This is a genomic window from Pseudomonas sp. P20 (assembly GCF_016463925.1).
In the GTDB taxonomy this organism is placed as follows: domain Bacteria; phylum Pseudomonadota; class Gammaproteobacteria; order Pseudomonadales; family Pseudomonadaceae; genus Pseudomonas; species Pseudomonas aeruginosa.
This window is the reverse complement of the sequence record NZ_JAEMVM010000014.1, coordinates 20822-45542: the sequence shown is the minus strand read 5'-3', so window position 1 is coordinate 45542 and position 24721 is coordinate 20822. Positions and strand designations below refer to the sequence as shown.

Genomic DNA, 24721 nt, shown 5'->3' with positions numbered 1-24721 from the left:
CCCTGAACGCCGGGTCTCCATCCAGGAGGAGCGGAACATGAGCGCAGACCCTCGGCAGAGACTGGTGGTGGCCCATAGTGTCGATCCCGCGGCCGCCGAACACGAAGTGCAGGGCAACCTGGCCCTGGCGCGCTGGCTGGCGGAAGTCCAGAAGCTGGAGTTCGGCGGCCGCTACGAACCCGAATTGCACCAGCGAGGCCCCCTCTACCTGGTCCCGACCCGCACCCTGGTCGGCAGGGAGACCGCCGTGCGCCTGGGCGTGAACAGTGACGAAGATCTGCTCGGCGGTTTCGTCGAGCACGCGTTCATCGCCGGTAAGGCCATCGTCCATCCGCTGCCGCGCGGCGGCGTGGCGCCGGAAGGCTGGAACCCGCTGTTCGCGGAGAAGGTCCGCGACGTCGTGCTCAACGGCGTCAGCGTCTTCAGCCTGGCCGACGCACACCGCGCCGGCGCTCGCATGCTCGCCGAAGGACCGGTGCGGGCCAAGCTGGCGGAGGCCTGTGGCGGCCTCGGCCAGTACGTGGCGCACGACCTCGACGAACTGGACGCTTGGCTCGGCGAGCTGGAGGAGCGTCAGTTGGCGCAGGGCCTGGTACTGGAAGCCAACCTGGAGAGCATCGTCACCCACAGCGTCGGCCAGCTCCGGGTCAACGGTTTCCTGCTGAGCTACCACGGTCACCAGCACCAGACCCGCAACGCGCGCGGCGAACTGGTCTATGCCGGCTCCGACCTGCTGGTGGCGCGCGGTGGCTACGCCGAGCTGCTGGCCCTGGACCTGGCCCGCGAGGTGCGCCAGGCCATCGAGTACGCGCGGATCTTCGACACCGCCGCGGCGATCTTCTTCCCCGGCTGCTTCGCCTCGCGGCGCAACTACGACATTGCCCAGGGCCGGGATGGCAACGGTCGGGAGCGCTTCGGCGTGCTCGAGCAGTCCTGGCGGGTCGGCGGCGCGAGCAGCGCCGAGATCGCCGCGCTGGAAGCCTTCCGCGCCGATCCGGGGCTGCCCGCGGTGCGCGCCGCGTCGTTCGAGATCCACGAAGACAAGCGCCTGCCGGACAACAGCCGGGTGATCTACCGCGGTCCCGACGAACACGGCGACTTCCTGCTCAAGTATGCGATGACGGGGGAGGCATGACGGCGAACAGCGAACGCATCCGCATCGGGGTCGGCGACGACCGGATCGAAGGCACCTTCCTCAGCCCCCGGGCGAAGGTTCCCGGCGTGCTCTTCGTGCACGGCTGGGGCGGCAGCCAGCAGCGCGACCTGAAGCGCGCCCAGGGCATCGCCGGGCTCGGCTGCGTGTGCCTGACCTTCGACCTGCGCGGCCACGGCGCGGAAAGCGGGCGCCAGGCACTGGTGACGCGCGAGGACAACCTGCAGGACCTGCTCGCCGCCTACGACCGGCTGGTGGCCCACCCGGCCATCGACAGCGAGGCGATCGCGGTGGTCGGCACCAGCTATGGCGGCTACCTGGCGGCGATCCTCAGCCAGTTGCGCGCGGTGCGCTGGCTGGCCTTGCGGGTGCCGGCGATCTACCGCGACGAGGATTGGCTGACGCCCAAGCTGCTGCTCGACCGCGAGGATCTCAGCGAATACCGCAGCAGCCTGATCCCGGCCGCCAGCAACCGAGCCCTGCAGGCCTGCGCGGGATTCCGCGGCGATGTGCTGCTGGTGGAGTCGGAGTTCGACAGCTATGTGCCGCACTCGACCATCATGAGTTTCCGCGCCGCCTTCCAGCAGACCCATTCGCTGACCCACCGGATCATCGACCACGCCGACCATGCGCTCAGCAGCGAGGCGGCGCAGGACGCCTATACCTCGATCCTGGTGGACTGGATCACCGAGATGGTGGTCGGCGAACGTCTCAGCATCACCCCGGCCTACGCCACCATCCATCCGGCTTTCTGAACGCTCCGCGACGGCGAGCCTCCCACCTTCCGTGGGTGCTGGTTGCTGCCCACGTTCCGTGCCGGCAGGCGCCGGCGCCGACAGATGCGAGAAATCCCGGACAGCTCCGGGCCAAGGAGAGCGAAATGAACCAGACCAACCTCGACGACACCCTCGACGTACTCAACGACCTGCTGCAAACCAGCAAGGATGGCGAGGCCGGTTTCCACGCCTGCGCCGAGGACCTGCGCGACCCGCAGTTGAAGGCGGCGATGCTGGAGCAGAGCCGCGACTGCGCCGCGGCCGCCGACGAGCTGGAGCGGATCGTCCTGGAACTGGGTGGCAAACCCAAGGACAGCACCAGTTTCGCCGGTGACCTGCATCGGCGCTGGGTCGACCTGAAGTCACTGGTCACCGGCAAGGACGAAGAGGCGGTGCTCAACGAATGCGAGCGCGGCGAGGATGTCGCCAAGCACCGCTACCAGGCGGCGCTGGAAAAATCGCTGCCGGCGGAGATCCACCAGGTGATCGAGCGCCAATACCAGGGCGTACTCCGTCACCACGACCGGGTCCGAGCCCTGCGCGACGCCCGCGCCTGAGCCGACCCCGCGAGGAGGAGCGCGCCATGAGCCAGTCCCTGGCTTTCCTGCTCATCGGCCTGGCCACGCTGGTGGGTTTCTACGACCTGTGGGCCCTCGTCAGCGTGTTCCGCAGCGATCGCAGCGTGAATTCGAAAGCCCTGTGGTCGTTGCTGATCGCGGTGCTGCCGGTGCTCGGCGTGCTGCTCTGGGCGGTCGCCGGCCCGCGTGCGGCGACCGCCCGTCCTCGCGACTGAACTCGGCGGAGGAACGCGCGCTCAGCCAGAGAGAGTGCCGGAGCACTCGGATAACAAACCGATGAGGAGCGACCATGAACGCCATCGAATTGCTGGTCCATGACCACGAGACCGTGAAGAAACTGCTCAACGAACTCAGCGAGACCACCGAACGGGCGCTGAAGAAGCGCAGCGAGCTGCTGGGCAGGCTGGAGCTGGAACTGGTGCTGCACACCGCCATCGAGGAAGACATCTTCTATCCGGCGATCAGGGAAAGCGGCGGCAAGGAAGAGCTGAAAATGTACTACGAGGCCAAGGAGGAACACCGCACGGTGGATTCCCTGGTCCTTCCCGACCTCAAGCGCACCCGCCCGGATACCGTGCAGTTCGCCGGCCGGGTCAAGGTGCTCAAGGAACTCCTCGAACACCACATCGAGGAGGAAGAGGGCGAACTATTCCCGCGCGCCCGGCAATTGCTCGACGCCGCCGCCCTCAAGCAACTCGGCCAGGCCATGCAGCAGCACAAGAAAGAGCTGAAAGCGCGCCTGGAAAAACGGGCGGCCTGAGGCATGCGCGAAGAAGACCGCGCCTTGCTCGAGGAACTCCTGCTGGCACGTGGCCCCGGTGGCCAGGAAGACGAGGTCAGGGCCATCTGCCAGCGGGAACTCGAGGGCTGTTGCGACGAGGTCGGCAGCGATGCCGCCGGCAACCTGGTCGCGCGCATCAGCCCGCCGCACCTGCCGCGCGAGCAGGCGCGGCGGGCCGCGGTGCGGCTGCTCGCGCACCTCGACGAGATCGCCATGATCGTCAAGCGCGTCGAGGCCGACGGTACCCTGCGCGTAGTGGCGCTCGGCGGCGCCCAGCCGGTGAGCTTCGGCGTCTGTCCGGTACAGATCCTGGCCGGCGAGGCGGTACTCGACGGCGTGCTGTCCTACGGCAGCATGCATGCTACCGGCGAGTCGCCGCAGGGCTCCGACGTGCTCTCGGGCGCGGTGCACTGGCGCGACGTACACGTGGTCACCCGGCGCAGCGCCGAGGAGCTGGCGAACCTGGGCGTGCGACCGGGTACCCGCGTGGTGCTCAACCGTCTGTGGCGGCGCCCGTTGTACTTCCAGGATTGCGTCGCCGCGCACTTCCTCGACGACCGCGCACCGCTGCTCGCAGTGCTCGGCGTGGCTCGCGAGATCGCCCGGCGCCGCGATGAGTTGCACGGCGACCTCTACCTGGTGCTCACCACCATGGAGGAGGAGAGTAACGCCGGCGCGCTGTTCGCCGCGCGCCGACTGCCGGGCGACATCAGCATCGCGGTGGAAGTCGGCCCAACGGTAGCCGAATACGGCACCCGGCTGTGCCGCGACCCGATCGTCAACAGCGGCGACTCCAAGGGTTATTACAGCCGCCATGTCACCGACCGCCTGTTGCGCGCCGCCGAACGCTGCCAGTACCAGCCGCAGGCGGCGCTGCTGGTGGACTTCGCCTCGGACGCCAGCGCGCTGCTGAGCCACGGCGAGGCCGCGCAGGTCGGCTGCATCGGCATTCCGACCGAGAACACCCACGGTTTCGAGATCGTCCTGGAAGAGGGCATCGAGGCTTGCCGGCGGACGCTGGTCGAGTTCCTCGTGCAACCGCCGGACGACGAAGCCTGACCGATAACCGAAGCAAGGAGAATTCCATGAACGAATACCTGCCGACTTCGACGGCCAATGGCCTGCCGCACAACCTGCAGCGCGGCGAGCGACTCGCTTCCATCGGCGCCGGACTGGTCCTGGCCGGCTTCGGCCTGGCCCGCGGTGGCTTGCCCGGCGCCTGCAAGGCGGTCGCCGGCGGCCTGCTGGTCAGCCGCGGGTTGAGTGGGCATTGCCATGTCAAGGGCCTGCTCAATGAACCGCGAGAAGAGTTGCAGTTGCTGCGCGAAGAGGTGCAGCACCTGACCCGCCGCCTGCAGCGCCTGCAGGAGCGCCAGCGCGACGACTCGCGGCAGGACGCTGCGCTGGACGCCGAACTGCCGCCGAACCTGCCGTGATAGCCATGGGCCCTGCGCCTGGCGCAGGGCCCATCGAAGAGAGGAGGGCGAGACGATGGCCAGCCATCTGTTCCTGATCAGCTACATCCTCGACGACCAGCCGATGACCTGCGAATTGCACAGCGAGGCGGATACCCTCAGCCGCGAGGAGGCCCGCCGCCACTTGGAGGCACTGCATCGACCGCACGACGCCGAGGCGATCAGCGATATCCAGGTCAGCAAGGTGGAGCGTACCCATGAACCGGGCACCACGCCGGGACACTACCAGCAGCCCTGACGGCGGGAGGGGGAAAAAGAAGGGGGGAGGGGCTCAGCCGGTGCCGGTCTGGAGTTCCGCCTCGAACTCGCCGAAGCGCCTGATTTCCTCGCGCAGGTTGAGGATGAAGGCGCTGAGGTCGCTGAAGCTGCTGCTCTTCAGGAAGTCGCTGTTGGGCACGATGTAGAGCGCGCCGTGGGGGCCGTCGACGCGGCAACTGATGGTCACCGTGAAGTCGGGGTTCAGTTGGCACTGGCAGTCGTGGTCGCGCAGTTCCTCCTCGAGGATCTTCTTCAGGTACAGGTAGGAAAGGTTCATCTGGTCAGGTCTCCCCAGTTCGCGAAGCGCAAGAAAAAGATCCACTCCGTCCCTGGAGCGGGATTAGCCTGAATCAGAGAGAAACCGTCGATACGTACAACGGTAGGGATAACTATAGGCGCCGCGCCGATGAAATACCGGCCACATCCAGAATCTGCGGGATAAGCTGTATCCCGCATGAGGCGCGGGATGCAGAATGCAAGAAGTCGTGCAGAACGCTCATGTCGGAGTGCGATCATGACGGGCGAAAAGCCCGTTCGGCGCTCCTTATGGGCATTCGAAAGAGCTTTTCGCCCATATGGTTATATGGATTTTCTCGATATTTCCTCTAGGAACCTCGCCGGCTCGTTGGCGAAGAAGCCGATCTTTTTTGCCGGGTTTCCCGCATCGCCCGCCGCAATCCCCTTGCCACCCCGTAGCCAAGCAGGCAGCCGAGCAGGGTAGCGCCGACCTGCAAGACCAACCCCAGGGCATTGGCCAGGCTCGGCGAGCGTGCGAGTACGCCGGCTTCGGGCCAGAACGCCAGCCATACCGCGACGAAGGCGAGCACCAGGTCGTACCAGGCGCCGCTGACCCCGCCCGGGCGGTAGCCGCGAACGAAAACGATGAAGGCGCTGAAGGCCAGGGCCAGCAGCAGGGTGCCGAAGGCCTGGCTGAGGGTATCGGGTCCGGACATGGCGGGTTCTCCTCAGGGCGCCAGGCGCAGGCACTGGCGCTTGTGCAGGCCGAGACGGACTTCGTCGAGCAGCGCTTCGGCGCAGGCGAACACCCTGGCGGCCTCCACTTCCGCGACGTCGCCGGCGCGGCTGAAATCGTCGATGCGCAGGCCGGCGGGCAGGCTCGGGACCTCCACCAGCGTCCAGTCCAGGCCGCTGACCGTGAGGCTGCGCTCGAGCCCGGCACCCAATTGCTCCTCGCCGGCATCGCGCGGCGCCACCAGCCATTGCCAATGGCCAAGCAGGAACAGGCGCGGTACCTCGGCGCGCAGGGCGCCATCGATCAGCGCGGCGCAGATCGGCGGCAAGGCTTCGGCGGCGTAGTCGGACAACGGCGCGAACAGCAGGTCGAGACCGGCCGCCGCCTGGCTGACCTCGATCGACGACGCCAGGCTGGCTGGCTTGCAGCGCAGCCCGGGGCGCGCCTGCAGGCTGTTGAGGTCGGCTTGCAAGGCGCTGACTTCGATCTGCCGCTGCAGGGCGGCGGCGATCAGCGCCTGGCTCAGGCTGTCGTGGGGATGGAATATCCCCAGCTTCAGGGTTGCGGTTTCCAGATTGCGCATGGGAACTCCGGGGTCGGTGCGGTGGAAAGGAGATGTCCCTACCTGCATATCGAAAGCCATACTCCGGACAAGGTTCCGGCGAATGGAATTCGCCGGCCGCGCCGGGGTCTTCCGAAAGGTCGGCCAAGTTCCTGGGGCGAGCCAGCGAGCGGCCGGAAGACGTTCTTCGTACTACCTTGCTGGGTGTGCCTTGCAGCCCGGGTCGAGCAGCCGACGAGTGAACACGTCCATGAAAACCACAAGAAAACCGAAAGTCCCCTTGAACCAGGCCACGCGCAACCGCCTGCTCGACGAAGCGGTCGACGACTACGCGATCCACACCCTGGACAGCGCTGGCCGTATCGCCAGCTGGAGCGCCGGCGCGGCGCGCCTGTTCGGCCACGACGCGAGCGAGATCCTCGGCCGCGACTACGCCTGCTTTCATACCCGCAAGGACCGCGACGCCGGCGTTCCGCAACAGGCGCTGCGCCAGGCGGATGCCGAGGGCCGCTTCGAGACCGAGGGCTGGCGGGTGCGCAGCAACGGCAAGCGCTTCTGGGCGCAGGTGGTGATCGACGCCATCCGCGACAGCCAGGGCCAGTTGCTCGGCTTCGCCCAGCTGATCCACGACCTCAGCGAAGGGCGCGCAGCCAAGGAGGCGCTGCGGCGCAGCCAGGAGCAGTTCCGCCTGCTGGTGCAGAGCGTTACCGACTACGCCATCTACATGCTCGACCACCGCGGGCGGATCACCAACTGGAACCTCGGCGCCCAGCGGATCAAGGGCTACCTGCCGGAAGAGGTGATCGGCCGGCACTTCTCCTGCTTCTACACCCCCGAAGACCGCGAGGCCGGCGAGCCGGCCCGCGGCCTGGCCGCCGCCGAACGCGAAGGGCGTTTCGAGAAGGAAGGCTGGCGGGTGCGCAAGGACGGCAGTCGCTTCTGGGCCAACGTGGTGATCGATCCGATCCGCGACAGCGATGGCCGGCTGATCGGCTTCGCCAAGGTAACCCGTGACATCACCCACCGGATCGAAGCCGAACGCGAACTGGAACGGGCCCGCCAGGAGCTGTTCCAGGCCCAGAAGATGGAGTCCCTGGGGCACCTCACCGGCGGCGTGGCCCACGACTTCAACAACCTGCTGACGGTGATCATCGGCAGCCTCGGGCTGCTGAAGAAACGCCTGCCCGGCGACCAGCGCACCGCCGACCTCTTGCAGAACGCCCTGGAGGCCGCCCAGCGCGGCGCCAACCTGACCCAGCGGATGCTTTCCTTCGCCCGCAAGCAACGTCTCGATCCGCAGCCCTGCGCGATCCCCGACCTGTTGCGCGGGATGACCGACCTGCTGATCCATTCCCTGGGACCGAGCGTATCGATCGAGACGCGCTTTCCCCTGGATCTCGACCTCGGTCTGACCGACGCCAACCAGCTCGAACTGTCCATCATCAACCTTGCCACCAACGCCCGCGACGCCATGCCCAACGGCGGGCGCATCGTCTTTTCCGCGAGCAACCAGCGGGTGCCGGCGGACAATCCCCATCGCCTCGCACCGGGCAACTATATCTGCCTGAGCATCAGCGACACCGGCAGCGGCATGGACGAGGAAACCCTGCGCCGTGCGGTGGAACCCTTCTACACCACCAAGGGGGTGGGGCGTGGCACCGGGCTGGGCCTGTCGATCGTCGACGGCCTCGCCGAGCAGCTCGGCGGCCGGCTCACCCTGGAGAGCCAGCCGGGCGTCGGCACCACCGCGAACATCTGGATACCCGCCGTCCCGCGAACCCCGGAAAGCGCCCGTACGGGCAATGGCGCGACGCCGCAGGCGCCCAGCGAAAGCGAGCGGGTGCGCTTGTCCTGTCGAGTACTGGTGGTGGACGACGACCCGCTGGTGTTGAACAACACCGCGGCGATGCTGGAGGACCTCGGTTGCTCGGTACTCAAGGCCGACTCCGGCAGCCTGGCCCTGGAGATTCTCACGGCGACGCCGGAGCTGGACATCCTCCTGACCGACCAGGCGATGCCACGGATGAACGGCAGCCAGTTGGTGGAGCGGGTCATGGCCCAGGGCCGGCCGCTGAAGATGGCCCTGGCCACCGGCTTCGCGGAAAAGATCGAAGGCGCGGCGGCACAGTTGCCCAAGCTGGCCAAGCCGTTCGGCCAGGAAGAGTTGTACCTGTTCCTGACCGGCACGCTGAAGGCCGGCTGAGCCTCAGCGCAGGTACTCGCCGCTGCCGGCCAGGCTTTGCCCCCAGAGCTCGATGAAGATGAAGGCGGTGGTCAGCAGGGTCAGGAAGCCGACGCCGAGGATGCAGAAGGCGTAGAACAATGTCTGCCGCTCCTGCATGCGCATGAACAGCGGCAGGCCGGTGAACAGCAGGCGTACCGAGTAGGCGCAGGCAGCCGCCGCGGCCAGCAGCAGGAGGATCCGCCAAGGCACCAGGGCGACGATCCCGGCGAGCATCAAGGGCACGGCGATCGCTGTGGTGAAGGTCAGGCTGCCCGGTACGCTGGGGCGCGACGGCGTGCGGAACAGCACCCAGCGTACGAAGAAGCCCATGATCACCACGCCGGCGACGAAGCCCAGGTAACACATCGTCGCCAGCAGCAGGGCGCTGCCGCTGGAGAGGTGTTGCACGCTGTCGTTGCCCGGCAGCGACCAGCCGACCTGGGTAGTGCCGATGAACAGGCAGGCCGCCGGCAGCAGCGGCAATAGCAACAGCGGAACGAGGAAGGCGAAAGGGTGATGGTCGTAGTCCTGGCGCAGACGAGGCCAGGCATTGGAGGGACTGATCAGTAGCCGAGCCATTTCGCGGGTCATGACGGGCACCTCTTTTCTGTGGCGTTCAGGAGTCTGGACCGGCCCGGCGCGAGGGGGTTCAGGTGGCGTGCCGGGCGGTCCGCGACCGCCCATCCAGGGCCTTGAACCGGAAGACGCGGGGAGCGCCGAAAGACAAACGTCCCTGTCTTCCGGAGGAGCCATGACCACCTACGAAATCCAGCACATGCGCGGCTGGCGGCGTTTCGCCCGCACCGTGCGCGCCGCCAGCCGGGCCGAGGCGGAACGCCTGTGCCTGCCCTGGGAGTGGGTGGATGACGAGGTCCTCGCGGTGATTCCGGCCGAGGCCGAGGTGGCCGAGCGCTGGCAGCGCCTGAACGAGGATCTGGTGGAAGGCCTGGAGCGCCTCAGGCGGGACGAGTGACCCGCAGGCCGACCACGGCGATCCGCTCGGCTTCGCGGTAGGCGGGGCTGTCCAACTCTTCGGCGAACACGTCCGGGTCCAGTTCCTGGTAGTCCCAGTCCCACTCCCGAGACGCCAGGCGTTCGCGGATGCGGGCGAGGAACGGATCGCCGCCTTCGACCATCGCCACCCCGGTATACAACAGCAGGCTGCCGCCGGCTTCCAGGCGCTCGAGGGCGGCATCGACGATTGCCAGCGAGAGCCCGGCGCCGAGCATCCCGCCACCATGCCGGTAGGCGCGCTCCGAGGCATCCAGGAGATAGGGCGGGTTGGCCACGATCAGGTCGAAGCGACCGGGCGCCTGGCTCAGCAGGTCGCTACGCGCCAGGGTCAGGTTACCGACCCCCGCCAGCGCCGCGTTGACCCGCGCCAGGTCGAGCGCCGCCGGATTGATATCCAGCCCGTGTACTTCGGCGTCCGGGCAGGCCATGGCGATGCGGATCGCGCCGGGGCCGGCGCCGCAGCCGATATCCGCCGCACGGCGGATGCGTGCCGGATCGGACGATGCCAGGTGGCTGCGGATCAGCCGGTCGAAGCGGTAGGTGTCGGGGCCGAAGAACACCGCGTCGGCGGCCAGGGTAGGGAAGGCCGAATGGACGAACAGTTGCTCGCCGAGGCTGGAGACGCGCACCTGGCTGCGCCAGCCGTCCGCCTCGCGGCGGATCAGGTCGGCGCCGGCAAGAAGGGTCAGCCAGTCGGCCGGCAGGCTTTCCCCGGCGAATGCCCGGCTCCAGCCGAAGATGCCGGCCAGGTCCCGGGCCATGCGGTTTTCCGGGCGGGCGTTGACGCGCTCATGGGTAGCCGGGGTGACGGTGACGAAACGGTAGTCCTGGCCTCGCAACCAGTTGCCGAGGCTGACCAGGACGTCCAGGCGCGGATCATGCAGGCTGGGCATGGGCGGCCCTCCAGCGCTGGCTGAACATCCGCGTGGCAAGGAGACCGGCGGGCCCGTGGTGGAGGTGCGGGGCCATCAGTTCGAGAAGGCGTGCGACGCCCTGCTCGGGGGATAGCCGCAGCAGCTCGCGCCGCAGCGCGACCTGCTCGGCGTCCACGTCTCCGCCCGCCGTCGCCGGCTCCGCCAGCGGCGCAAGCGGGTCCCTGTCCGCCGGAGCGGGTGCTTGCCAGTCGCCAGCGATCCAGTCGTACAGCAACTGCTGCTCGTAGGGAGTGAAGACTCCGAACATTGCCGCCCGGTCGCCCTCGATCAGGTTCCAGAAGCGGCTGCCGCGCGGATCGGCATGGCGCCGGATCCAGCCCTCTTCCTCCAGGCAGGCGAGAAACGCCGGGAACCGCCCGGGCACCGCCAGCCACTGGTTCACCGTGCGCCCGCCGATCCGGCAACGATCCGAATGCATCCCGGCGGCGTAGGGGCGCTTGCGCTCGAACATGGCCAGCAATTCTTCCTCGAGATCGAAGCCGCCGATTACCTGCGTAGTGCTCAGGCCGACCTCGTTCAGGCGGTAGCCGTTCCTCACCCGTTCGAGGAAGGCCGCGCGCCCGCCAAGCTGCGGCAGGTTGTCGTAGAGCGCGCGCAGGGCCTTGCGCGCATGCCCGCTGGCGGCGTTGTCGATGGTCACGTGCAACTGGAAGTAGTAGGGGTCGAAGCCCAGCTCGCGCAGCTCCTGAGTGGTGATCAACAGGTGCAGCGGCGGTTGCTCGTAGCCGAGGTTGTAGCCGATCACTTCGGGCAGGTAGTCCGCGGCGAGGTGGCCGAGGGCGAGTTGCTGGGTGCCCTGCAGGTAGTGGAGGTCGCTGAGGCCTTCGACTTCCTCGCTGCCGATGCTGGCCAGCAGGCGCCGGTAGAGCAGGACGTGGTTGCGTGCCGGGACGCCGTCGCCGAGTTCTTCGAGGAAGGTCTCCAGCAGCGGCCGCAGGCGTTCCTCGCCATGATGCGGCAACAGCCCATAGAGCCAGGCGCCGTCGACCAGCTTGGTCGGGGCCACGCTGCGAATGAAGTGCATCGCCTGGGAGGGAACCTGGAAGTAGCGTCGCCCTTCGCCGCGCCGACGTGCCCGGAGGTATTCGGCATGCGCCTCGGCGGTGCGCCGGGCCCCGGCATCGAGCCAGGCCGGCCAATCGGCGGGGTCCTCCGGCAGGTCGTCGTCATGGGTGGCGGCCAGGCTCAATTGCTGGTCGAGGAACTCGCCGGCGGCTTCGAGGTGCTCGCGGGGCTCGTCGAGCAGGGCGTGGTACAGGTCGCGGACCCTGGGCGAAGGGCTTGCACTGGAGGCAGGGAGGGGCGAAGACAGGCTCATGTCGCGTTCCTTGTCGTGGGTTTGCGGGGGCGGCCGGGGCGACCACACATATGGGTGCGAGTGACACCAGGGGAAAAAGGTTTCACTGGCAGGATCGGCGGCGCGCCGGGGAACCTCACGGCGGAAAAAACGAACCTCGGCGACACTCCGGCGTCTTCCCGAGACAAACCCCGGGAGCTGCGCCGATGACCCACGACCTGGCCGCCAGCGGCCTTCGCTTCGGCATCGAGGAAGAATTCTTCCTGCTCGATGCCTCCGACCTGGACATCGTCCGCTCCGCACCCGCCGGATTCGTCGCGGCCTGCCGCGACACGCTCGGCGAGCATTTCGCCGAGGAGATGTTCGAATGCCAGGTCGAGGTGGCCAGCCCGGTGTTCTCCACCCTGGCCGAGGCCGCGCGCTTCCACGGTCAGGCCCGGCAACGCCTGGCGCATCTGGCCATGGAATTCGGCCTGCGCTCGCTCTGCGTCGGCACCCACCCCTTCGCCGACTGGCGGCGGGCGCGAAGCAACCCGGCGGCGCACTTCGCCCGCCTGTTCGAGGACCAGGGGCGGGTGGCCCGGCGCAGCCTGGTCTGCGGCCTGCACGTGCATGTGGAGATACCGCCGAGCCACGACCGCATGGCTGTGCTCCAGCGCGTGTTGCCGTGGCTGCCGCTGCTGCTGGCGTTGAGCGCATCCTCGCCGTTCCGCGGCGGCCGGCGCAGCGGCCTGGCGAGCTATCGACGGGCACTCTGCGGAGAGTGGCCGAGGATGAACATTCCTCCTGCCTTGCCCGACGAGGACGCCTATCGCCGCCACCTGGCGCTGCTGCGCGAGACCGGCTGCATCCGCGAGGATGGCCAGGTCTGGTGGATGATCCGGCCGTCATCCCATGTGCCGACCCTGGAGCTGCGTATCTGCGACGCCTGCCCGCGCCTGGCCGACGCGCTGAGCCTGGCCGGGCTGTTCAGGGCGCTGGTGGGCGAAGCGCTGGGCGCGGGCCTGCATGCGTTGCCGGTCGCGCGCGACGCCTGCCTGGAGGAAAACTACTGGCAGGCGCTGCGTTACGGCTGCGCCGGCCGCTATCTCGTCGATGGCCGCTGCGTAGGTGCCGGGGACTGGCTGGAAATGGCCTGGCGACAGTGCCGGCCGCAGGCCCGCCAGGGCAACGAATGGGCCTACGAGCATGCCCGTGGATTGCTCGGAGAGACCTCCGCCAGTCGCCAGTTGCAGCGCTACCAGACACTGCGCGCAGCGGGCCAGGAACGGCATGTGGCGCTGCGCCGGCTGGTGGAAGAACTGCTGGAGGAGAATCTCCAGCCGGCCTTGGCCGGTCCGGCCGGCAAGCGCGCCAACGAAGGCGGCCGGTCATTCCGTCCGGCCGCTGGAGCACCGATGCCAATCCGTGGTCAGGAGTAGGGAGAACGTCACAGGGGGTTCGCCACCATGAGCTTTTCCCGATTCGCCCAACGCCTGTCCAGCTGGAGCGGCCGGCCGCCGACCTTCGTCATCGCCCTCGGATTGATCCTGGCATGGGCGATCAGCGGGCCGTTCTTCGACTTCAACGATACCTGGCAACTGGTGATCAATACCTCGACCACCATCGTTACCTTCCTCATGGTCTTCCTCATCCAGAACACTCAGAACCGCGATACCGATGCGCTGCACATCAAGATCGACGAACTGCTGCGCAGCACCCGGCGCGCCCACAACGCGCTGCTCGGACTCGACGACCTGGACGCCGACACCTTGCGCGAACTGCGTGAGCGCTACCAGCGGATGGGTGAGCGGGATGGAGATACGCCGCAAGGCGTAGCCAGCGAAGAAGCCCGCGAATGCGCCTGCGAGGAACGACAGCGCGACGCCTGAAGCCTCCCTGCGTAAGGCAGCCGCGTGCTCATCGTGCCTGGTTCCTGGCCGGCACTGCCATTCGTCGCGCCGATGGCTCGCGGCGCAGGCGCGACAATCCTCTGTAGGGAAACCCGTGCAGACCGTCGAGGAACCGATACGGAAAGAGAGGCGAGCATGTCCAAGCAGCACATCATCCATTTCACCGGGCCGATCAATTCGTCCACCTGCGGCAATCTGATCAACACTTGCGCCAAGGTCCTGCAACAGGAGGCCGAGGAGTTGCGGATCAACATCGCCACCATGGGCGGGGAATGCAGCTACGGCTTCACCCTGTACAACTTCCTGCGCGCGCTGCCGGTGCCGATACATACCCACAACCTGGGTACCGTCGAGTCGATGGGCAACATCCTGTTCCTCGCCGGCGAGCGACGCAGCGCCAGTGCCCACAGCAAGTTCCTGTTCCATCCTTTCCACTGGACCCTGCATGGCGCGGTGGACCATGCACGGATGGCGGAATATGCGATGAGCCTCGACTACGACCTGGAGCTTTACGCCCGGATCGTCGCCGAGAACACCCGTGATGCGCCGGAACGCCTGGACATCCCGAGCTACCTGATGGCCTATCCGCGTATCCTCGGTCCGGAAGACGCCCTGGCTTGCGGACTGATCCATACGGTGGACGATTCGCCTATACCCGCTGCCGCCTGCCAGTGGAGTATCCATTCTTAGTTTCCCGCGTCGCCCAGCATATTCCGGCAAGCGGAAGGCCTTGGACAGGCGGCAGGATGCCCATGCCGCCGGGGAAAGCGGGCTTTGCCAACGACCTTCGCGCATCAGACCTTACGTTGGAAAAAGTCGAGCGCCTCCTGGAAGCTGGGCCGCAGCGGCACGTTCCAGTCGGGATGGGCGGTGAAGTGATAGCCGTTGCCCTTGATGCACTCGACCAGCAAGGAAAAGCTCTTCCGATCCGCCACCACGCAGACCTCGTCGAAGCGAACGGACTCTTCTCCGAGCCGATGCTCCATGGCCCGGGGAAGGTAGAAGGTGGCCGGGAAGTTGTCACCCATATGGGAGCCTGGGTTGCCCGCATCGTCGCTGTGGTGAAACATCTCCCTGTGCTCCCCCCGGCCCAGGCAGTCATTGAGGGCGTCCACCAGTTGCCGCGTGCGCGGAGTGATGTTTCCCCTGGCCATATCCTCCCTGCCATAGAATCCGTCCTCGCTCAGGGGATCCTTTGCACCGAGGGGGGTGTATCTGACCGCGGTATTCCTTCTTGCATCGAGACCACCACTGCCATGCGCCTCGATCGAGGGCGCTACCAGGAAGAGGTCATAATCGGCAGTCATCGCCAGCCCGCAAGCCGGGCTGGCCAGTACCTGCACCGCTTCCGACCGCCCCAGGCGGCTGATCCTGTAGAGACCGTCCGGCTCCTGGCGGGCTTCGAACTCATAGCGTTTGCCGCTGGGGCCCTGCGCGGTCAGGAGGCGAACCGGCCCGACACCGTCTGCCACCAGGCCGAAATTCCGCACCAGCTCCGCAAGGCGTTGCCGAGAGATCCGCAGGTCGGTCTGGGTATAGGCTCCGCCATCCATTCCCTTCGCCACAGCCAGGTTCAGCTTGCGTATTTCCGCCGTGTCGCGGTCTTCCCGCTTGCTGAGATGCTGGTCGACACAGATGAACCCCGCCTGCGGACCCCAGTTCGAGCTTTTCCCCTTCACCGAGAAGCCCTTGGTCGGGAAACCCTCTTCGATCAGCGTGGTGACGATTCTTTCAACCGGGCGAATGCCAAAGACGGTATTCGTCTGCCTGGCCACCGCCTGCATGCGCAAGGCATGTTCGACGGGAACCCCCACCCCCTGCGCATCGAACAGGTCCTGTAGAGCCCGTGCCTGCATATCCGCAGGGCGCAGTAGCGGTCCGGGCTGTGCCGTTGCGTTAGAAACCACCTGACGATGACCGTCGATACGCATGGTTCGTTTTCCCGCATATGCCAAAGAAGGAGTCGAGAATAAGAATCCGGGCAGCGGCGAGATATCAGAAAACGCGGGCAAATTTTTTGTTTTCCGCACGCTGCCCGCGCGAGCGCTAGGTAGATGGCTGCGACGCCGGGAAGAAACTTCGAACTCCCCGTATGCGGGCGATTCACAAGCAGGGAGAGCCGCGCCGAAAACGGCGCGCCGGAAGAAGGAGACAGAACGATGAAAGTCCGGGAAATCATGAGTCGCGAAGTACGTACCGTCACCCCCCAGACCACCCTCGGCGAGGCGGCGCTGCTGATGCGCCAAGCCGATATCGGCGCCTTGCTGGTCAACGAGGGCGAGCGCCTGACCGGCGTGGTCACCGACCGCGACCTGGCGGTGCGCGGCCTCGCCGATGGACTCGGAGCCGACCGCCCGGTGCGCGAGGTGATGAGCGGGGAACTGCGCTACTGCTTCGAGGACGAGGAAGTGGACCATGTGGCGAAGAACATGGCGCAACTGGAGAAGCGCCGCTTGCCGGTAATGGATCGCAACAAGCGCCTGGTAGGCATCGTCTCGCTGGCCAACATCGCGACCTGCAACACCGACAAGCTCAGCGCCAACCTCTTGCGCGGCGTGGCCCGCGCGCACTGAGTCGGACATGACGGAACGACGGGTGGTGGCGATCTGCGGCGGCAGCGCCGGGGTCGGGCGAGCGATACACCGGTGACGGCCAGAGGGCGTCGCCGCCAAGGCGGCGCAGGTGGTCCAGGCGCGCGACCAGGCCGGGCAGGTCACCGTCGCTGTCGGTGAACGAACGCGGGTAGACCTGGTAGATCACCGCGCGTTTCCACCAGGGCGGCTGGAAGGATTGCAGCATGGGGCCTCCACGGGTGAGCCGGCTTTGCTGCTTGGCACCCTGGGGTAGGCGCGGGTTCGACTTTTCCGCGCGAACGCCTGCACCCCACCTACCAGAATTGGCAGGGGAAGATACCCACCTGTCATGGATCAATGTCCGCGCCCGGCCCGACTCCTAGTGTCGCCGGCTCCCGACTCTCTCTCACGGATGAAAGGGCAATGCACCTTCTTGAACGTCAACACGATATCCAGCCCCTCTCGCGGGCAGACATGACCATCCACCTCAATGGCCAGCCCGTCGCGGCGGCTGCCGGTGAGACCGTGCTCAACGTGCTCAATGCCGTGGGCCTGCGCCGGCTCGCGCGCAACGACCATGGCCAGGCCAGCGGCGCCTTCTGCGGCATGGGCGTATGCCACTGCTGCCTGGTCGCCATCGACGGCCGGCCCAAGCGCCGCGCCTGCCAGACCGTCGTCCGGCCGGGCATGCGGGTGGAAACCGAAAGCAACCGCTTCGACCAGGAGGAACGGCCATGAACCTGCGCCCGGTGATCGTCGGCGGCGGCTCGGCCGGCATGGCCGCAGCCATCGAGCTGGCCAGGCGCGGGGTCCCCTGCGTCCTCTTCGACGAGGCCTCGCGTCCCGGCGGGGTGGTCTATCGCGGCCCCTTGCGGGCCGGCGTCGATCCGGCCTACCTCGGCGCGCGCTACACCCGGATGCTGGAAAAACTGCGGCGCGATTTCTCCGCCTGCGCCGGGCACATCGACCTGCGCCTGAACAGCCGCGTGGTCGGTGGCGACAGCCAGCGCCTGATGGTCCTCGACGAGGCGGAACGGCTGCACGAGGTGGAGTATTCGCACCTGCTCCTGGCCACCGGCTGCCATGAGCGCAGCGTGCCGTTCCCCGGCTGGACCCTGCCCGGGGTGATGCTCCTCGGCGGCCTGCAATTGCAGATCAAGAGCGGCGTGGTGAAGCCCCTGGGCGATACCCTGATCGCCGGCAGCGGCCCGCTGCTGCCACTGGTGGCCTGCCAGCTGCATGCGGCCGGGGTACGTGTCGCCGGGGTCTACGAGGCCTGCGCGTTCGGCCGCATGGCCAGGGAAAGCCTGGCGCTGCTGAACAAGCCGCAACTGTTCCTCGACGGCCTGAGCATGCTCGGCTATCTCAAGCTCAACGGCATTCCGCTGCACTATGGCTGGGGCGTGGTGGAGGCCAGCGGCGAGGGGGAACTGACGGAAGTGACGGTAGCGCCCTACGACGAAGAGTGGCGGCCCGACCTGGAAAACGCGCGACCGGTGAAGGCCAGCACCCTGGCGGTCGGCTATGGCTTCATCCCGCGCACCCAGCTCAGCCAGCAGTTGGGTCTGGAGCACGGCTTCAGCGACGACGGATACCTGCGCGCGGAATGCAACGTCTGGCAGCAGAGCAGCCAACCGCACATCCACCTGGCCGGCGACATGGCGGGTATCCGCGGCGGCGAGGCGGCGATGATCGGCGGGCGCATCGCGGCCTTGTCGATCCTCCTGCAACGCGAGGCCATCGCGCCCGCCGAGGCCATCGAACGCCGAGAATCCCATCTCGCCCGCCTGGAGGCGATCAAGCGCTTCCGCGCCGGAGTCGAGCGCTACACCCAGCGCGGCGCCCGCCAGGTCGAACTGGCGCGGGCCGATACGGTGATCTGCCGCTGCGAACAGGTCACCCGTGGCGACATCGAGCGCGCGCTCGAACAGGGCGTGCAGGACATCGCCGGGCTGAAGATGCGCACCCGCGCCGGCATGGGCGACTGCCAGGGGCGGATGTGCATCGGCTACTGCAGCGATCGCCTGCGCCGCGCCACCGGACGCCACGACGTCGGCTGGCTGCGGCCGCGTTTCCCGATCGATCCGATCCCGTTTTCCGCATTCCAGAACCTCGGTACGGAAGCCTGAACATGAACAGAACCTATGACATCGTGATTGCCGGCGGCGGCGTGATCGGCGCGTCCTGCGCCTACCAACTGTCCAGGCGCGGCAACCTGCGCATCGCCGTGGTCGACGACAAGCGACCGGGCAACGCCACCCGCGCCTCGGCCGGCGGCCTCTGGGCCATCGGCGAATCGGTGGGACTGGGCTGCGGGGTGATCTTCTTCCGCATGATGTCCTCCCGCAACCGGCGCGAGGCCCAGGGCGCGGCGGTGGCGGTGGACGCGAGCACGCCGCACATCCTGCCGCCGGCGTTCTTCGACCTCGCCCTGCAATCCAACGCGCTGTACCCGGAACTGCACCGAGAACTGATCGAACGCCACGGGATGGACTTCAAGTTCGAGCGCACCGGGCTGAAATACGTGATCCAGGACGACGAGGATCGCCAGTACGCCGAGCACATCGTGGCGCAGATCCCGCATCTGGCCGAGCAGGTGCGCTGGCTGGACCGCGAGGAACTGCGTCGTGCCGAGCCGGCGGTCAGCCACGCGGCCCACGGCGCGCTGGAATTCCTCTGCGACCACCAGGTCAGCCCGTTCCGCCTGGCCGACGCCTACCTGGAGGCGGCGCGCCAGAACGGCGTCGAGCTGTTGCCGGGAACCAACGTCACTGGCGTGCTGCGCCAGGGCCGGCGGATCAGCGGGGTGCGCACGGACAATGCCGGGGTGCTGCATTGCCGGACCCTGATCAACGCCGCCGGCGCCTGGGCCGCGGAACTCAGCGAAATGGCCACCGGCCGGCGCATCCCGGTGAAGCCGGTGAAGGGCCAGATCGTCCTCACCGAGCGCATGCCACGACTGCTGAACGGTTGCCTGACCACCAGCGACTGCTACATGGCGCAGAAGGACAATGGCGAGATCCTGATCGGCAGCACCACCGAGGACAAGGGCTTCGACGTTAGCAACACCTTCCCGGAAATCGCCGGCCTGGTGCAGGGCGCGGTGCGTTGCGTGCCGGAGCTGCAACAGGTCAACCTCAAGCGCACCTGGGCCGGCCTGCGCCCGGGCTCGCCGGACGAACTGCCGATTCTCGGTCCGGTGGCTGAAGTGGAGGGCTACCTGAATGCCTGCGGGCATTTCCGCACCGGCATCCTCACGTCGGCGATCACCGGGGTGCTGCTCGACCGGCTGGTCCACGAAGAGACGCTGCCGCTGGACATCGCGCCGTTCCTCGCCGCGCGCTTCCAGCCGGAGCCTGCCGCCGTGGCGGTCGCGGCCTGCTAGGTCCGCGAGGGGTAAATCCGCGGAGCGGGGCGGGCGCCGGACCGGCGTCCGTTCCGCACGGTTCCCGACAGCGGCGCAGTTGCCGTCGGCGCTATACTCATGGCTTCGAATTATTTCTAGACGACTGGTCTAATTCAAGCTACCGTGCGCCCCATGAAAACCAGCTACGACGACACCCGCCAGCATCTGCTCGATACCGGATACCGGATCATGGCGGTCAAAGGCTTCTCCGGAGTCGGCCTCAACGAAATCCTGCAGAGCGCGGGCGTTCCCAAGGGCTCGTTCTACCATTACTTCAAATCCAAGGAACAGTTCGGCCAGGCCCTGCTGGAGGACTACTTCCGCGTCTACCTGGCGGACATGGACCAACGCTTCTCCGCGCCAGGGCTGAATGCCCGCGAACGACTGATGAGCTACTGGCAGAAGTGGCTGGACAACGCCTGCCCGCCCTGCGACGAGCAGCGCTGCCTGGTGGTCAAGCTCAGCGCCGAGGTCGCGGACCTTTCGGAAAGCATGCGCATCACCCTGCGCGACGGCTCCGACGGGATCATCGAACGCCTGGTCGGCTGCCTCGGGCAGGGCCGCGACGACGGCTCCCTCGCGCCCTGCGATGCCCGGCACATGGCCAGCGCGCTGTACCAGTTGTGGCTCGGCGCGAGCCTGCTGAGCAAGCTGCACCGCGGCCCGGGACCGCTGGAGACAGCCATGCAGACCACCCGGAGCCTGTTGGAAATCTGAGGTACCGCCAGGAAATACCCGCCCCGCGAGAGGCGGGTATTTTTTCGACCCGTCAGTAGTTGACTGGTCTAATTTGCCCGGCGCACGGTATGAGCCGTTCGCCACATTCGTCAGACAGAGGAGTCTGGAAATGTCCCAATCCACGCAGGTCAACCGCCGCATCGTCCTCGCCTCGCGCCCCCACGGCGCCCCGACCCGGGATAACTTCCGCATCGAGCAGGTTCCGCTTCCTGAGCCCGGCGCGGGCCAGGTGCTGCTGCGCACCGTCTACCTGTCGCTCGATCCCTACATGCGCGGACGGATGAGCGACGCGCCGTCCTACGCGCCGCCGGTGGAACTCGGCGCGGTCATGGTCGGCGGCACGGTCAGCCGGGTGGAAGCCTCGAACCATCCCGGGTTCAAGGTCGGCGACTGGGTACTCTCGGCCAACGGCTGGCAGGACTACGCGCTATCCGACGGCAGCGGCCTGGCGCGCCTGGGCGAGTCGCCGGAGCATCCGTCCTACGCCCTGGGCCTGCTCGGCATGCCCGGCTTCACCGCCTACATGGGCCTGCTCGACATCGGCAAGCCCCAGGCCGGCGAGACCCTGGTGGTGGCCGCCGCCACCGGGCCGGTCGGCGCCACCGTCGGACAGATCGGCAAGCTCAAGGGCTGCCGGGTGGTCGGCGTCGCCGGCGGTGCGGAAAAATGCCGCCACGCCGTGCAGGTGCTCGGCTTCGATGCCTGCCTCGACCACCATGCCGCGGACTTCGCCGAACGACTGGCCGAGGCCTGCCCGGACGGCATCGACATCTATTACGAGAACGTCGGCGGCAAGGTCTTCGACGCCGTCTTCCCGCTGCTCAACGCCAAGGCCCGGATCCCGGTCTGCGGCATCGTCGCCCACTACAACGACACCGAGCTGCCACCCGGGCCGGACCGCTTGCCGGCGCTGATGGGCACGATCCTGCGCAAGCGCATCAAGGTGCAGGGCTTCATCATCTTCGACGACTACGGCCATCGCTACGATGAATTCCAGCGCGACATGTCGAAGTGGTTCGCCGACGGCCTCATCCAGTACCGCGAAGAGCGGGTCGACGGCCTGGAGAATGCCCCCGAGGCCTTCTTCGGCCTGCTCCAGGGACGCAATTTCGGCAAGCTGGTGGTGCGCGTCGGAGCCGACGCATGAACCAGGCGGTCCGTGTGGTAGCGCTGTTGCAGGCGCGCGAGGGCAGGGCGGCGGAGGTCGAGCGGCTGCTGCTGGCCTGCGTGCAGCCGTCGCGGGCCGAGGACGGCTGCCTGTCCTATGTCCTGCACCGGAGCCTCGACGAGGCCGGGCGCTTCGTCTTCGTCGAGCGCTGGGCCGACCGCGACGCCATCGAGCGGCACCGACGGATGCCGCACTACAGGGCGATGGCCGATGCCGTCGCCGATCTCCTGGCGGACCGCCAGGTGTTCCTCCTCGAGGAACTGCCAGCGGCCAGCCTGTCTCCGGTAGATCCGGAACCTACAAGACCCCATGAGGAGTGAAACGGATGAAAGTCGGATTTCTGGGCCTGGGCGGCATGGGCGCCGCCATGGCCACCCGCCTGGTGCAGGCGGGACTCGAAGTGACGGTGTGGAACCGTTCCGCGGCGGCCTGCGAGCCCCTGGTGGCGCTGGGCGCTGCCAGGGCGGAGGAGGTCGGCGAGCTGTTCGGCCTCGACGTGGTCATCAGCATGCTGGCGGACGACCAGGCGATTCGCGGCGTGCTGCTCGACAGCGGCGCGCTCGAACGGGCGAGGCCGGGTCTCATCCACCTGAGCATGTCGACCCTGTCGCTCGATTGCGTCGAGGCGCTCGACCAGGCGCACCAGCGCCAGGGCCTCGCGTTCGTCGCCGCGCCGGTGTTCGGCCGCACCGACGTGGCCGAGGCCGGCAAGCTGAACATCGTCGTCGGCGGTCCGGAGGAAGCCATCGAGCAAGTCAAGGCGCTGCTGGAAATTATGGGACAGAAGACATGGTTTTTCGGAAAAGACCCGCGCGGGGCAATGGCGGTGAAGATCTCTGGTAACTTCATGATCGCCAGCGCCATCGAAAGCATGGGCGAAAGCGTCGCCCTGGTGAAGCGCCTGGGCGTCGAGCCCGGCCGGTTCATGGAGCTCATGTCCTCGACGCTTTTCGATGCGCCTGTCTATCGCAACTACGGCCCGCAGATCGTCGAGCAGCGTTTCACCCCGGCCAGGTTCCGCCTGGTCCTCGGGTTGAAGGATGTCGACCTGGCGCTGTCCGCCGGCAAGCGCCACAACGTGCCGCTGCCGCTGGCCAGCCTGTTGCACGACGTGTTGCTCGAAGCCATCGCCCATGGCGACGGGGAATCGGACTGGACGGCGCTGGCGAAGGTAGCGTTGTCACGATCGGGACAAATCTGAAAAGGTTCTGCGCACGGCCCGGCAGGGCCCGTGAAGCTGTTCGGCAATCTGGCGTGCTTTCCATGGATTCATTAGGCGGAAGAAGGTATGTCCGAGCGTGGAACGGCTGCAGAAGGCCGGATCAACTGGCGACGCATCCTGCCGATACTGCTCACCACCACCCTGGTGGGCGGTGTCTGTGGGGTCTTCGTCATCAACGAACTGGATCGCCAGCACGACGGCGCGCACCTGCGCTCGTACACCGAGAGGGCGCTGGAGCGGGCACTGGAGATTTCCTCCGCGGCGGACCAGATGCTCCGCGAGATGAACGCCGGCAGCGCGCCGGCCTGCAGCGACCGGGACCTGGAAATGCTGCGTTCCATCGTGCTCGAGTCGCGCTTCATGAGCGACGTTGGCAGGATCAGCGGCGACCGGGTCATGTGCACGGGCGTCCGGGGCCGGCTGCGCGCGCCCTGGGGATTGTCCGCGCCCGACCGGGTAGATGCCGCCGGCACCCGCTTCTGGACAGAGGGCATGCAGGCGCTGCCCACCGGGCTGGTCAGTCGCGGCAACGCCGTCGTATTCATTGCCCCGCACGCCTATTTCGATGTCGACCACCCGGACCCGGGCATCTCGGCGGCGGCGGTCAGCAGTGGCGGCGACTACATCTACCACCGTTTCGCCTGGGACGACGACCAGCCCCTCGAGGCGCTCGGCCGGCCCGGCTGGCCGCGCTTCATCGGCGCCCGGCAGATAAGCCTGTGCGACCCGACGCAGGACATCTGCGTGGTCTCCCTTCTCCGCGAACGCGGCCTGCTTGGCACCGAGCCCGGACGCGCGGCCATGGCCGCGGCGATCGGCGGCGGGCTGTTGTTCGGCGTCATGCTGCTGCTCAGCTACCTGTTCGGCTTCCTCAACGACGAAAAACTGCCGGCCAGGCTGCTGCGCGCGTTGAAGCGCGAGGCCCTGGAGGTGCACTACCAGCCCATCGTGCACCTGGCCAGCGGCCGCTGCGCCGGGGTCGAGGCCCTGGCGCGCTGGACCGATAGCAGCCTGGGACGGGTTTCCCCGGATGTCTTCATCGGCGCCCTGGAGGAGAGCGGCGACATCGAACTGCTGACCCGTTTCGTCTTCCGCCGCGCCCTGAAGCAGCTCGGGCCGTTGCTGAGGGAACAGCGGAGCTTCTACGTCAGCGTCAACGTCACCGGCAAGGACATCGCCGACCCCGGTTTCATCGATTTCGCCATGCGCCAGATGGCCAGGGAAAGCGTGCGCCCGGAACAGGTCGCGCTGGAACTGACCGAGCGCACCACCGAGGCCCAGGGCTGCCTGCTGGCCGGGATGAACCGCCTGCGCGAACTCGGCCTGAAGATCTACGTGGACGATTTCGGCACCGGTCATTCGAACCTGGTCTACCTGGCCAACCTGCCGGTAGACGCGATCAAGATCGACAAGGTCTTCACTCAGTCCATCGGCGACAGCAGCGCCGTCGAACTGATCTTCGACAAGCTCTGCTCGATGGCCGAGCACCTGGAGATCGGCGTGGTCGTCGAAGGGATCGAGACACAGGCCCAGGCCGACCACGTGCTGCGCCGCTCGCCCGAGGCCCTCGGCCAGGGCTGGCATTTCGGCAAGGCACTGCCGCTGGAGGCCTTCCTCGACTACTACCGGAACCAGCCGGCGGGCCGCTAGAACGGACCTTCCGCGGGGCACCACGCTGCGCTAGCATCGGCCGTCC

Annotated in this window: 30 protein-coding genes; 22 read left to right on the top strand and 8 right to left on the bottom strand. The window is 67.4% G+C overall.

Annotation, left to right across the window (positions count from 1 at the left end; genetic code table 11):
• Positions 1-37 precede the first annotated feature (37 nt).
• From JHD77_RS19330 to JHD77_RS19295, 8 genes are all read left to right on the top strand, one after another.
• On the top strand, positions 38-1135 hold the full coding sequence (locus JHD77_RS19330) for a DUF3182 family protein (protein ID WP_025324920.1): 1098 nt from the start codon (positions 38-40) through the stop codon (positions 1133-1135).
• Positions 1132-1908: an alpha/beta hydrolase family protein gene (locus tag JHD77_RS19325; protein ID WP_003113660.1), complete on the top strand. Its 777-nt coding sequence runs from the start codon at positions 1132-1134 to the stop codon at positions 1906-1908. The genes JHD77_RS19330 and JHD77_RS19325 overlap by 4 nt, the downstream gene beginning before the upstream one ends.
• 125 nt (positions 1909-2033) lie before the next feature.
• Positions 2034-2486, top strand: coding sequence for a PA2169 family four-helix-bundle protein (locus JHD77_RS19320; protein ID WP_003113661.1), 453 nt, complete (start codon positions 2034-2036; stop codon positions 2484-2486).
• A 26-nt stretch (positions 2487-2512) separates the two neighbouring features.
• Positions 2513-2722, top strand: a complete 210-nt coding sequence (locus JHD77_RS19315) for a PLD nuclease N-terminal domain-containing protein (RefSeq protein WP_033994515.1) — start codon at positions 2513-2515, stop codon at positions 2720-2722.
• A gap of 74 nt (positions 2723-2796) precedes the next feature.
• Positions 2797-3267 (top strand): hemerythrin domain-containing protein, encoded by a 471-nt coding sequence (locus tag JHD77_RS19310; RefSeq protein WP_003113663.1) that lies wholly within the window; start codon positions 2797-2799, stop codon positions 3265-3267.
• A gap of 3 nt (positions 3268-3270) precedes the next feature.
• Positions 3271-4347, top strand: a complete 1077-nt coding sequence (locus JHD77_RS19305) for a M42 family metallopeptidase (RefSeq protein ID WP_003088971.1) — start codon at positions 3271-3273, stop codon at positions 4345-4347.
• 26 nt (positions 4348-4373) lie between these two features.
• A complete protein-coding gene (locus tag JHD77_RS19300; RefSeq protein ID WP_003088973.1) occupies positions 4374-4724 on the top strand; it encodes a YgaP family membrane protein in 351 nt (116 codons plus the stop codon).
• Between the two features lie 55 nt (positions 4725-4779).
• Positions 4780-5001: a hypothetical protein gene (locus tag JHD77_RS19295; RefSeq protein ID WP_003113664.1), complete on the top strand. Its 222-nt coding sequence runs from the start codon at positions 4780-4782 to the stop codon at positions 4999-5001.
• A 33-nt stretch (positions 5002-5034) separates the two neighbouring features.
• Here JHD77_RS19295 and JHD77_RS19290 read toward each other — a convergent pair whose 3' ends face one another.
• The 3 genes from JHD77_RS19290 to JHD77_RS19280 all read right to left on the bottom strand — a co-directional run bounded on the left by JHD77_RS19290 (position 5035) and on the right by JHD77_RS19280 (position 6577).
• A complete protein-coding gene (locus JHD77_RS19290) occupies positions 5035-5343 on the bottom strand; it encodes a hypothetical protein (protein WP_003144276.1) in 309 nt (102 codons plus the stop codon).
• Between the two features lie 283 nt (positions 5344-5626).
• A complete protein-coding gene (locus JHD77_RS19285) occupies positions 5627-5974 on the bottom strand; it encodes a hypothetical protein (RefSeq protein ID WP_003088982.1) in 348 nt (115 codons plus the stop codon).
• A gap of 12 nt (positions 5975-5986) precedes the next feature.
• The gene (locus tag JHD77_RS19280; RefSeq protein ID WP_003088985.1) at positions 5987-6577 is read right to left on the bottom strand and encodes a hypothetical protein; all 591 of its coding nucleotides are present in this window, start codon (positions 6575-6577) and stop codon (positions 5987-5989) included.
• 229 nt (positions 6578-6806) lie between these two features.
• Between JHD77_RS19280 and JHD77_RS19275 the strand changes: the two genes are divergently transcribed.
• On the top strand, positions 6807-8759 hold the full coding sequence (locus JHD77_RS19275; protein ID WP_003162797.1) for a hybrid sensor histidine kinase/response regulator: 1953 nt from the start codon (positions 6807-6809) through the stop codon (positions 8757-8759).
• Positions 8760-8762: 3 nt separating this feature from the next.
• On the opposite strand, the gene JHD77_RS19270 is transcribed toward JHD77_RS19275, so the two are convergent.
• On the bottom strand, positions 8763-9371 hold the full coding sequence (locus JHD77_RS19270; protein WP_033994517.1) for a Yip1 family protein: 609 nt from the start codon (positions 9369-9371) through the stop codon (positions 8763-8765).
• A gap of 160 nt (positions 9372-9531) precedes the next feature.
• Here JHD77_RS19270 and JHD77_RS19265 point away from each other — a divergent pair, with 160 nt between their 5' ends.
• Positions 9532-9753, top strand: a complete 222-nt coding sequence (locus JHD77_RS19265) for a hypothetical protein (RefSeq protein WP_019726163.1) — start codon at positions 9532-9534, stop codon at positions 9751-9753.
• Here the strand turns inward: JHD77_RS19265 and JHD77_RS19260 are convergent.
• Together JHD77_RS19260 and JHD77_RS19255 are read right to left on the bottom strand one after the other, a co-directional pair.
• On the bottom strand, positions 9737-10687 hold the full coding sequence (locus tag JHD77_RS19260; protein WP_003144272.1) for a methyltransferase: 951 nt from the start codon (positions 10685-10687) through the stop codon (positions 9737-9739). The genes JHD77_RS19265 and JHD77_RS19260 overlap by 17 nt on opposite strands.
• Positions 10671-12047: an iron-containing redox enzyme family protein gene (locus JHD77_RS19255; protein WP_003158706.1), complete on the bottom strand. Its 1377-nt coding sequence runs from the start codon at positions 12045-12047 to the stop codon at positions 10671-10673. Before JHD77_RS19255 ends, JHD77_RS19260 begins: the two co-directional genes overlap by 17 nt.
• Positions 12048-12232: 185 nt before the next feature.
• On the opposite strand from JHD77_RS19255, the gene JHD77_RS19250 reads away from it, so the two are divergent.
• From JHD77_RS19250 to JHD77_RS19240, 3 genes are all read left to right on the top strand, one after another.
• On the top strand, positions 12233-13447 hold the full coding sequence (locus JHD77_RS19250) for a carboxylate-amine ligase (RefSeq protein ID WP_003158707.1): 1215 nt from the start codon (positions 12233-12235) through the stop codon (positions 13445-13447).
• A gap of 27 nt (positions 13448-13474) precedes the next feature.
• The gene (locus tag JHD77_RS19245) at positions 13475-13897 is read left to right on the top strand and encodes a low affinity iron permease family protein (protein WP_003158708.1); all 423 of its coding nucleotides are present in this window, start codon (positions 13475-13477) and stop codon (positions 13895-13897) included.
• Between the two features lie 156 nt (positions 13898-14053).
• Positions 14054-14608, top strand: a complete 555-nt coding sequence (locus tag JHD77_RS19240) for a ClpP family protease (protein WP_003158709.1) — start codon at positions 14054-14056, stop codon at positions 14606-14608.
• A 104-nt stretch (positions 14609-14712) separates the two neighbouring features.
• On the opposite strand, the gene exoY is transcribed toward JHD77_RS19240, so the two are convergent.
• Complete coding sequence (gene exoY, locus JHD77_RS19235; RefSeq protein WP_003158710.1) at positions 14713-15849, bottom strand: type III secretion system adenylate cyclase effector ExoY; 1137 nt, start codon at positions 15847-15849, stop codon at positions 14713-14715.
• 228 nt (positions 15850-16077) lie between these two features.
• On the opposite strand from exoY, the gene JHD77_RS19230 reads away from it, so the two are divergent.
• On the top strand, positions 16078-16491 hold the full coding sequence (locus JHD77_RS19230; protein ID WP_003158711.1) for a CBS domain-containing protein: 414 nt from the start codon (positions 16078-16080) through the stop codon (positions 16489-16491).
• Here the strand turns inward: JHD77_RS19230 and JHD77_RS32875 are convergent.
• Positions 16451-16717: an alpha-amylase family glycosyl hydrolase gene (locus JHD77_RS32875; RefSeq protein WP_003147575.1), complete on the bottom strand. Its 267-nt coding sequence runs from the start codon at positions 16715-16717 to the stop codon at positions 16451-16453. The two genes, JHD77_RS19230 and JHD77_RS32875, sit on opposite strands and share 41 nt — an antisense overlap.
• Before the next feature lie 197 nt (positions 16718-16914).
• Between JHD77_RS32875 and hcnA the strand changes: the two genes are divergently transcribed.
• The 8 genes from hcnA (at position 16915) to JHD77_RS19185 (ending at position 24675) form a co-directional block, all read left to right on the top strand.
• Positions 16915-17229: a cyanide-forming glycine dehydrogenase subunit HcnA gene (gene hcnA, locus JHD77_RS19220; protein ID WP_003113684.1), complete on the top strand. Its 315-nt coding sequence runs from the start codon at positions 16915-16917 to the stop codon at positions 17227-17229.
• Entirely contained in the window at positions 17226-18620 is a 1395-nt protein-coding gene (gene hcnB / locus JHD77_RS19215) for a cyanide-forming glycine dehydrogenase subunit HcnB (RefSeq protein ID WP_023116130.1), read from the top strand. Before hcnA ends, hcnB begins: the two co-directional genes overlap by 4 nt.
• A 2-nt stretch (positions 18621-18622) precedes the next feature.
• Positions 18623-19876 (top strand): cyanide-forming glycine dehydrogenase subunit HcnC, encoded by a 1254-nt coding sequence (gene hcnC / locus JHD77_RS19210; protein WP_003113686.1) that lies wholly within the window; start codon positions 18623-18625, stop codon positions 19874-19876.
• 153 nt (positions 19877-20029) lie between these two features.
• Positions 20030-20614, top strand: a complete 585-nt coding sequence (locus JHD77_RS19205; RefSeq protein WP_003158714.1) for a TetR/AcrR family transcriptional regulator — start codon at positions 20030-20032, stop codon at positions 20612-20614.
• 130 nt (positions 20615-20744) lie between these two features.
• Positions 20745-21782: an NADP-dependent oxidoreductase gene (locus tag JHD77_RS19200; RefSeq protein WP_003113689.1), complete on the top strand. Its 1038-nt coding sequence runs from the start codon at positions 20745-20747 to the stop codon at positions 21780-21782.
• Positions 21779-22123, top strand: coding sequence for a putative quinol monooxygenase (locus tag JHD77_RS19195; protein WP_003113690.1), 345 nt, complete (start codon positions 21779-21781; stop codon positions 22121-22123). The genes JHD77_RS19200 and JHD77_RS19195 overlap by 4 nt, the downstream gene beginning before the upstream one ends.
• A gap of 5 nt (positions 22124-22128) precedes the next feature.
• Positions 22129-23004, top strand: coding sequence for an NAD(P)-dependent oxidoreductase (locus tag JHD77_RS19190; RefSeq protein WP_003113691.1), 876 nt, complete (start codon positions 22129-22131; stop codon positions 23002-23004).
• Positions 23005-23091: 87 nt separating this feature from the next.
• Positions 23092-24675: an EAL domain-containing protein gene (locus JHD77_RS19185; RefSeq protein ID WP_003159112.1), complete on the top strand. Its 1584-nt coding sequence runs from the start codon at positions 23092-23094 to the stop codon at positions 24673-24675.
• The last annotated feature ends 46 nt before the right edge of the window (positions 24676-24721 follow it).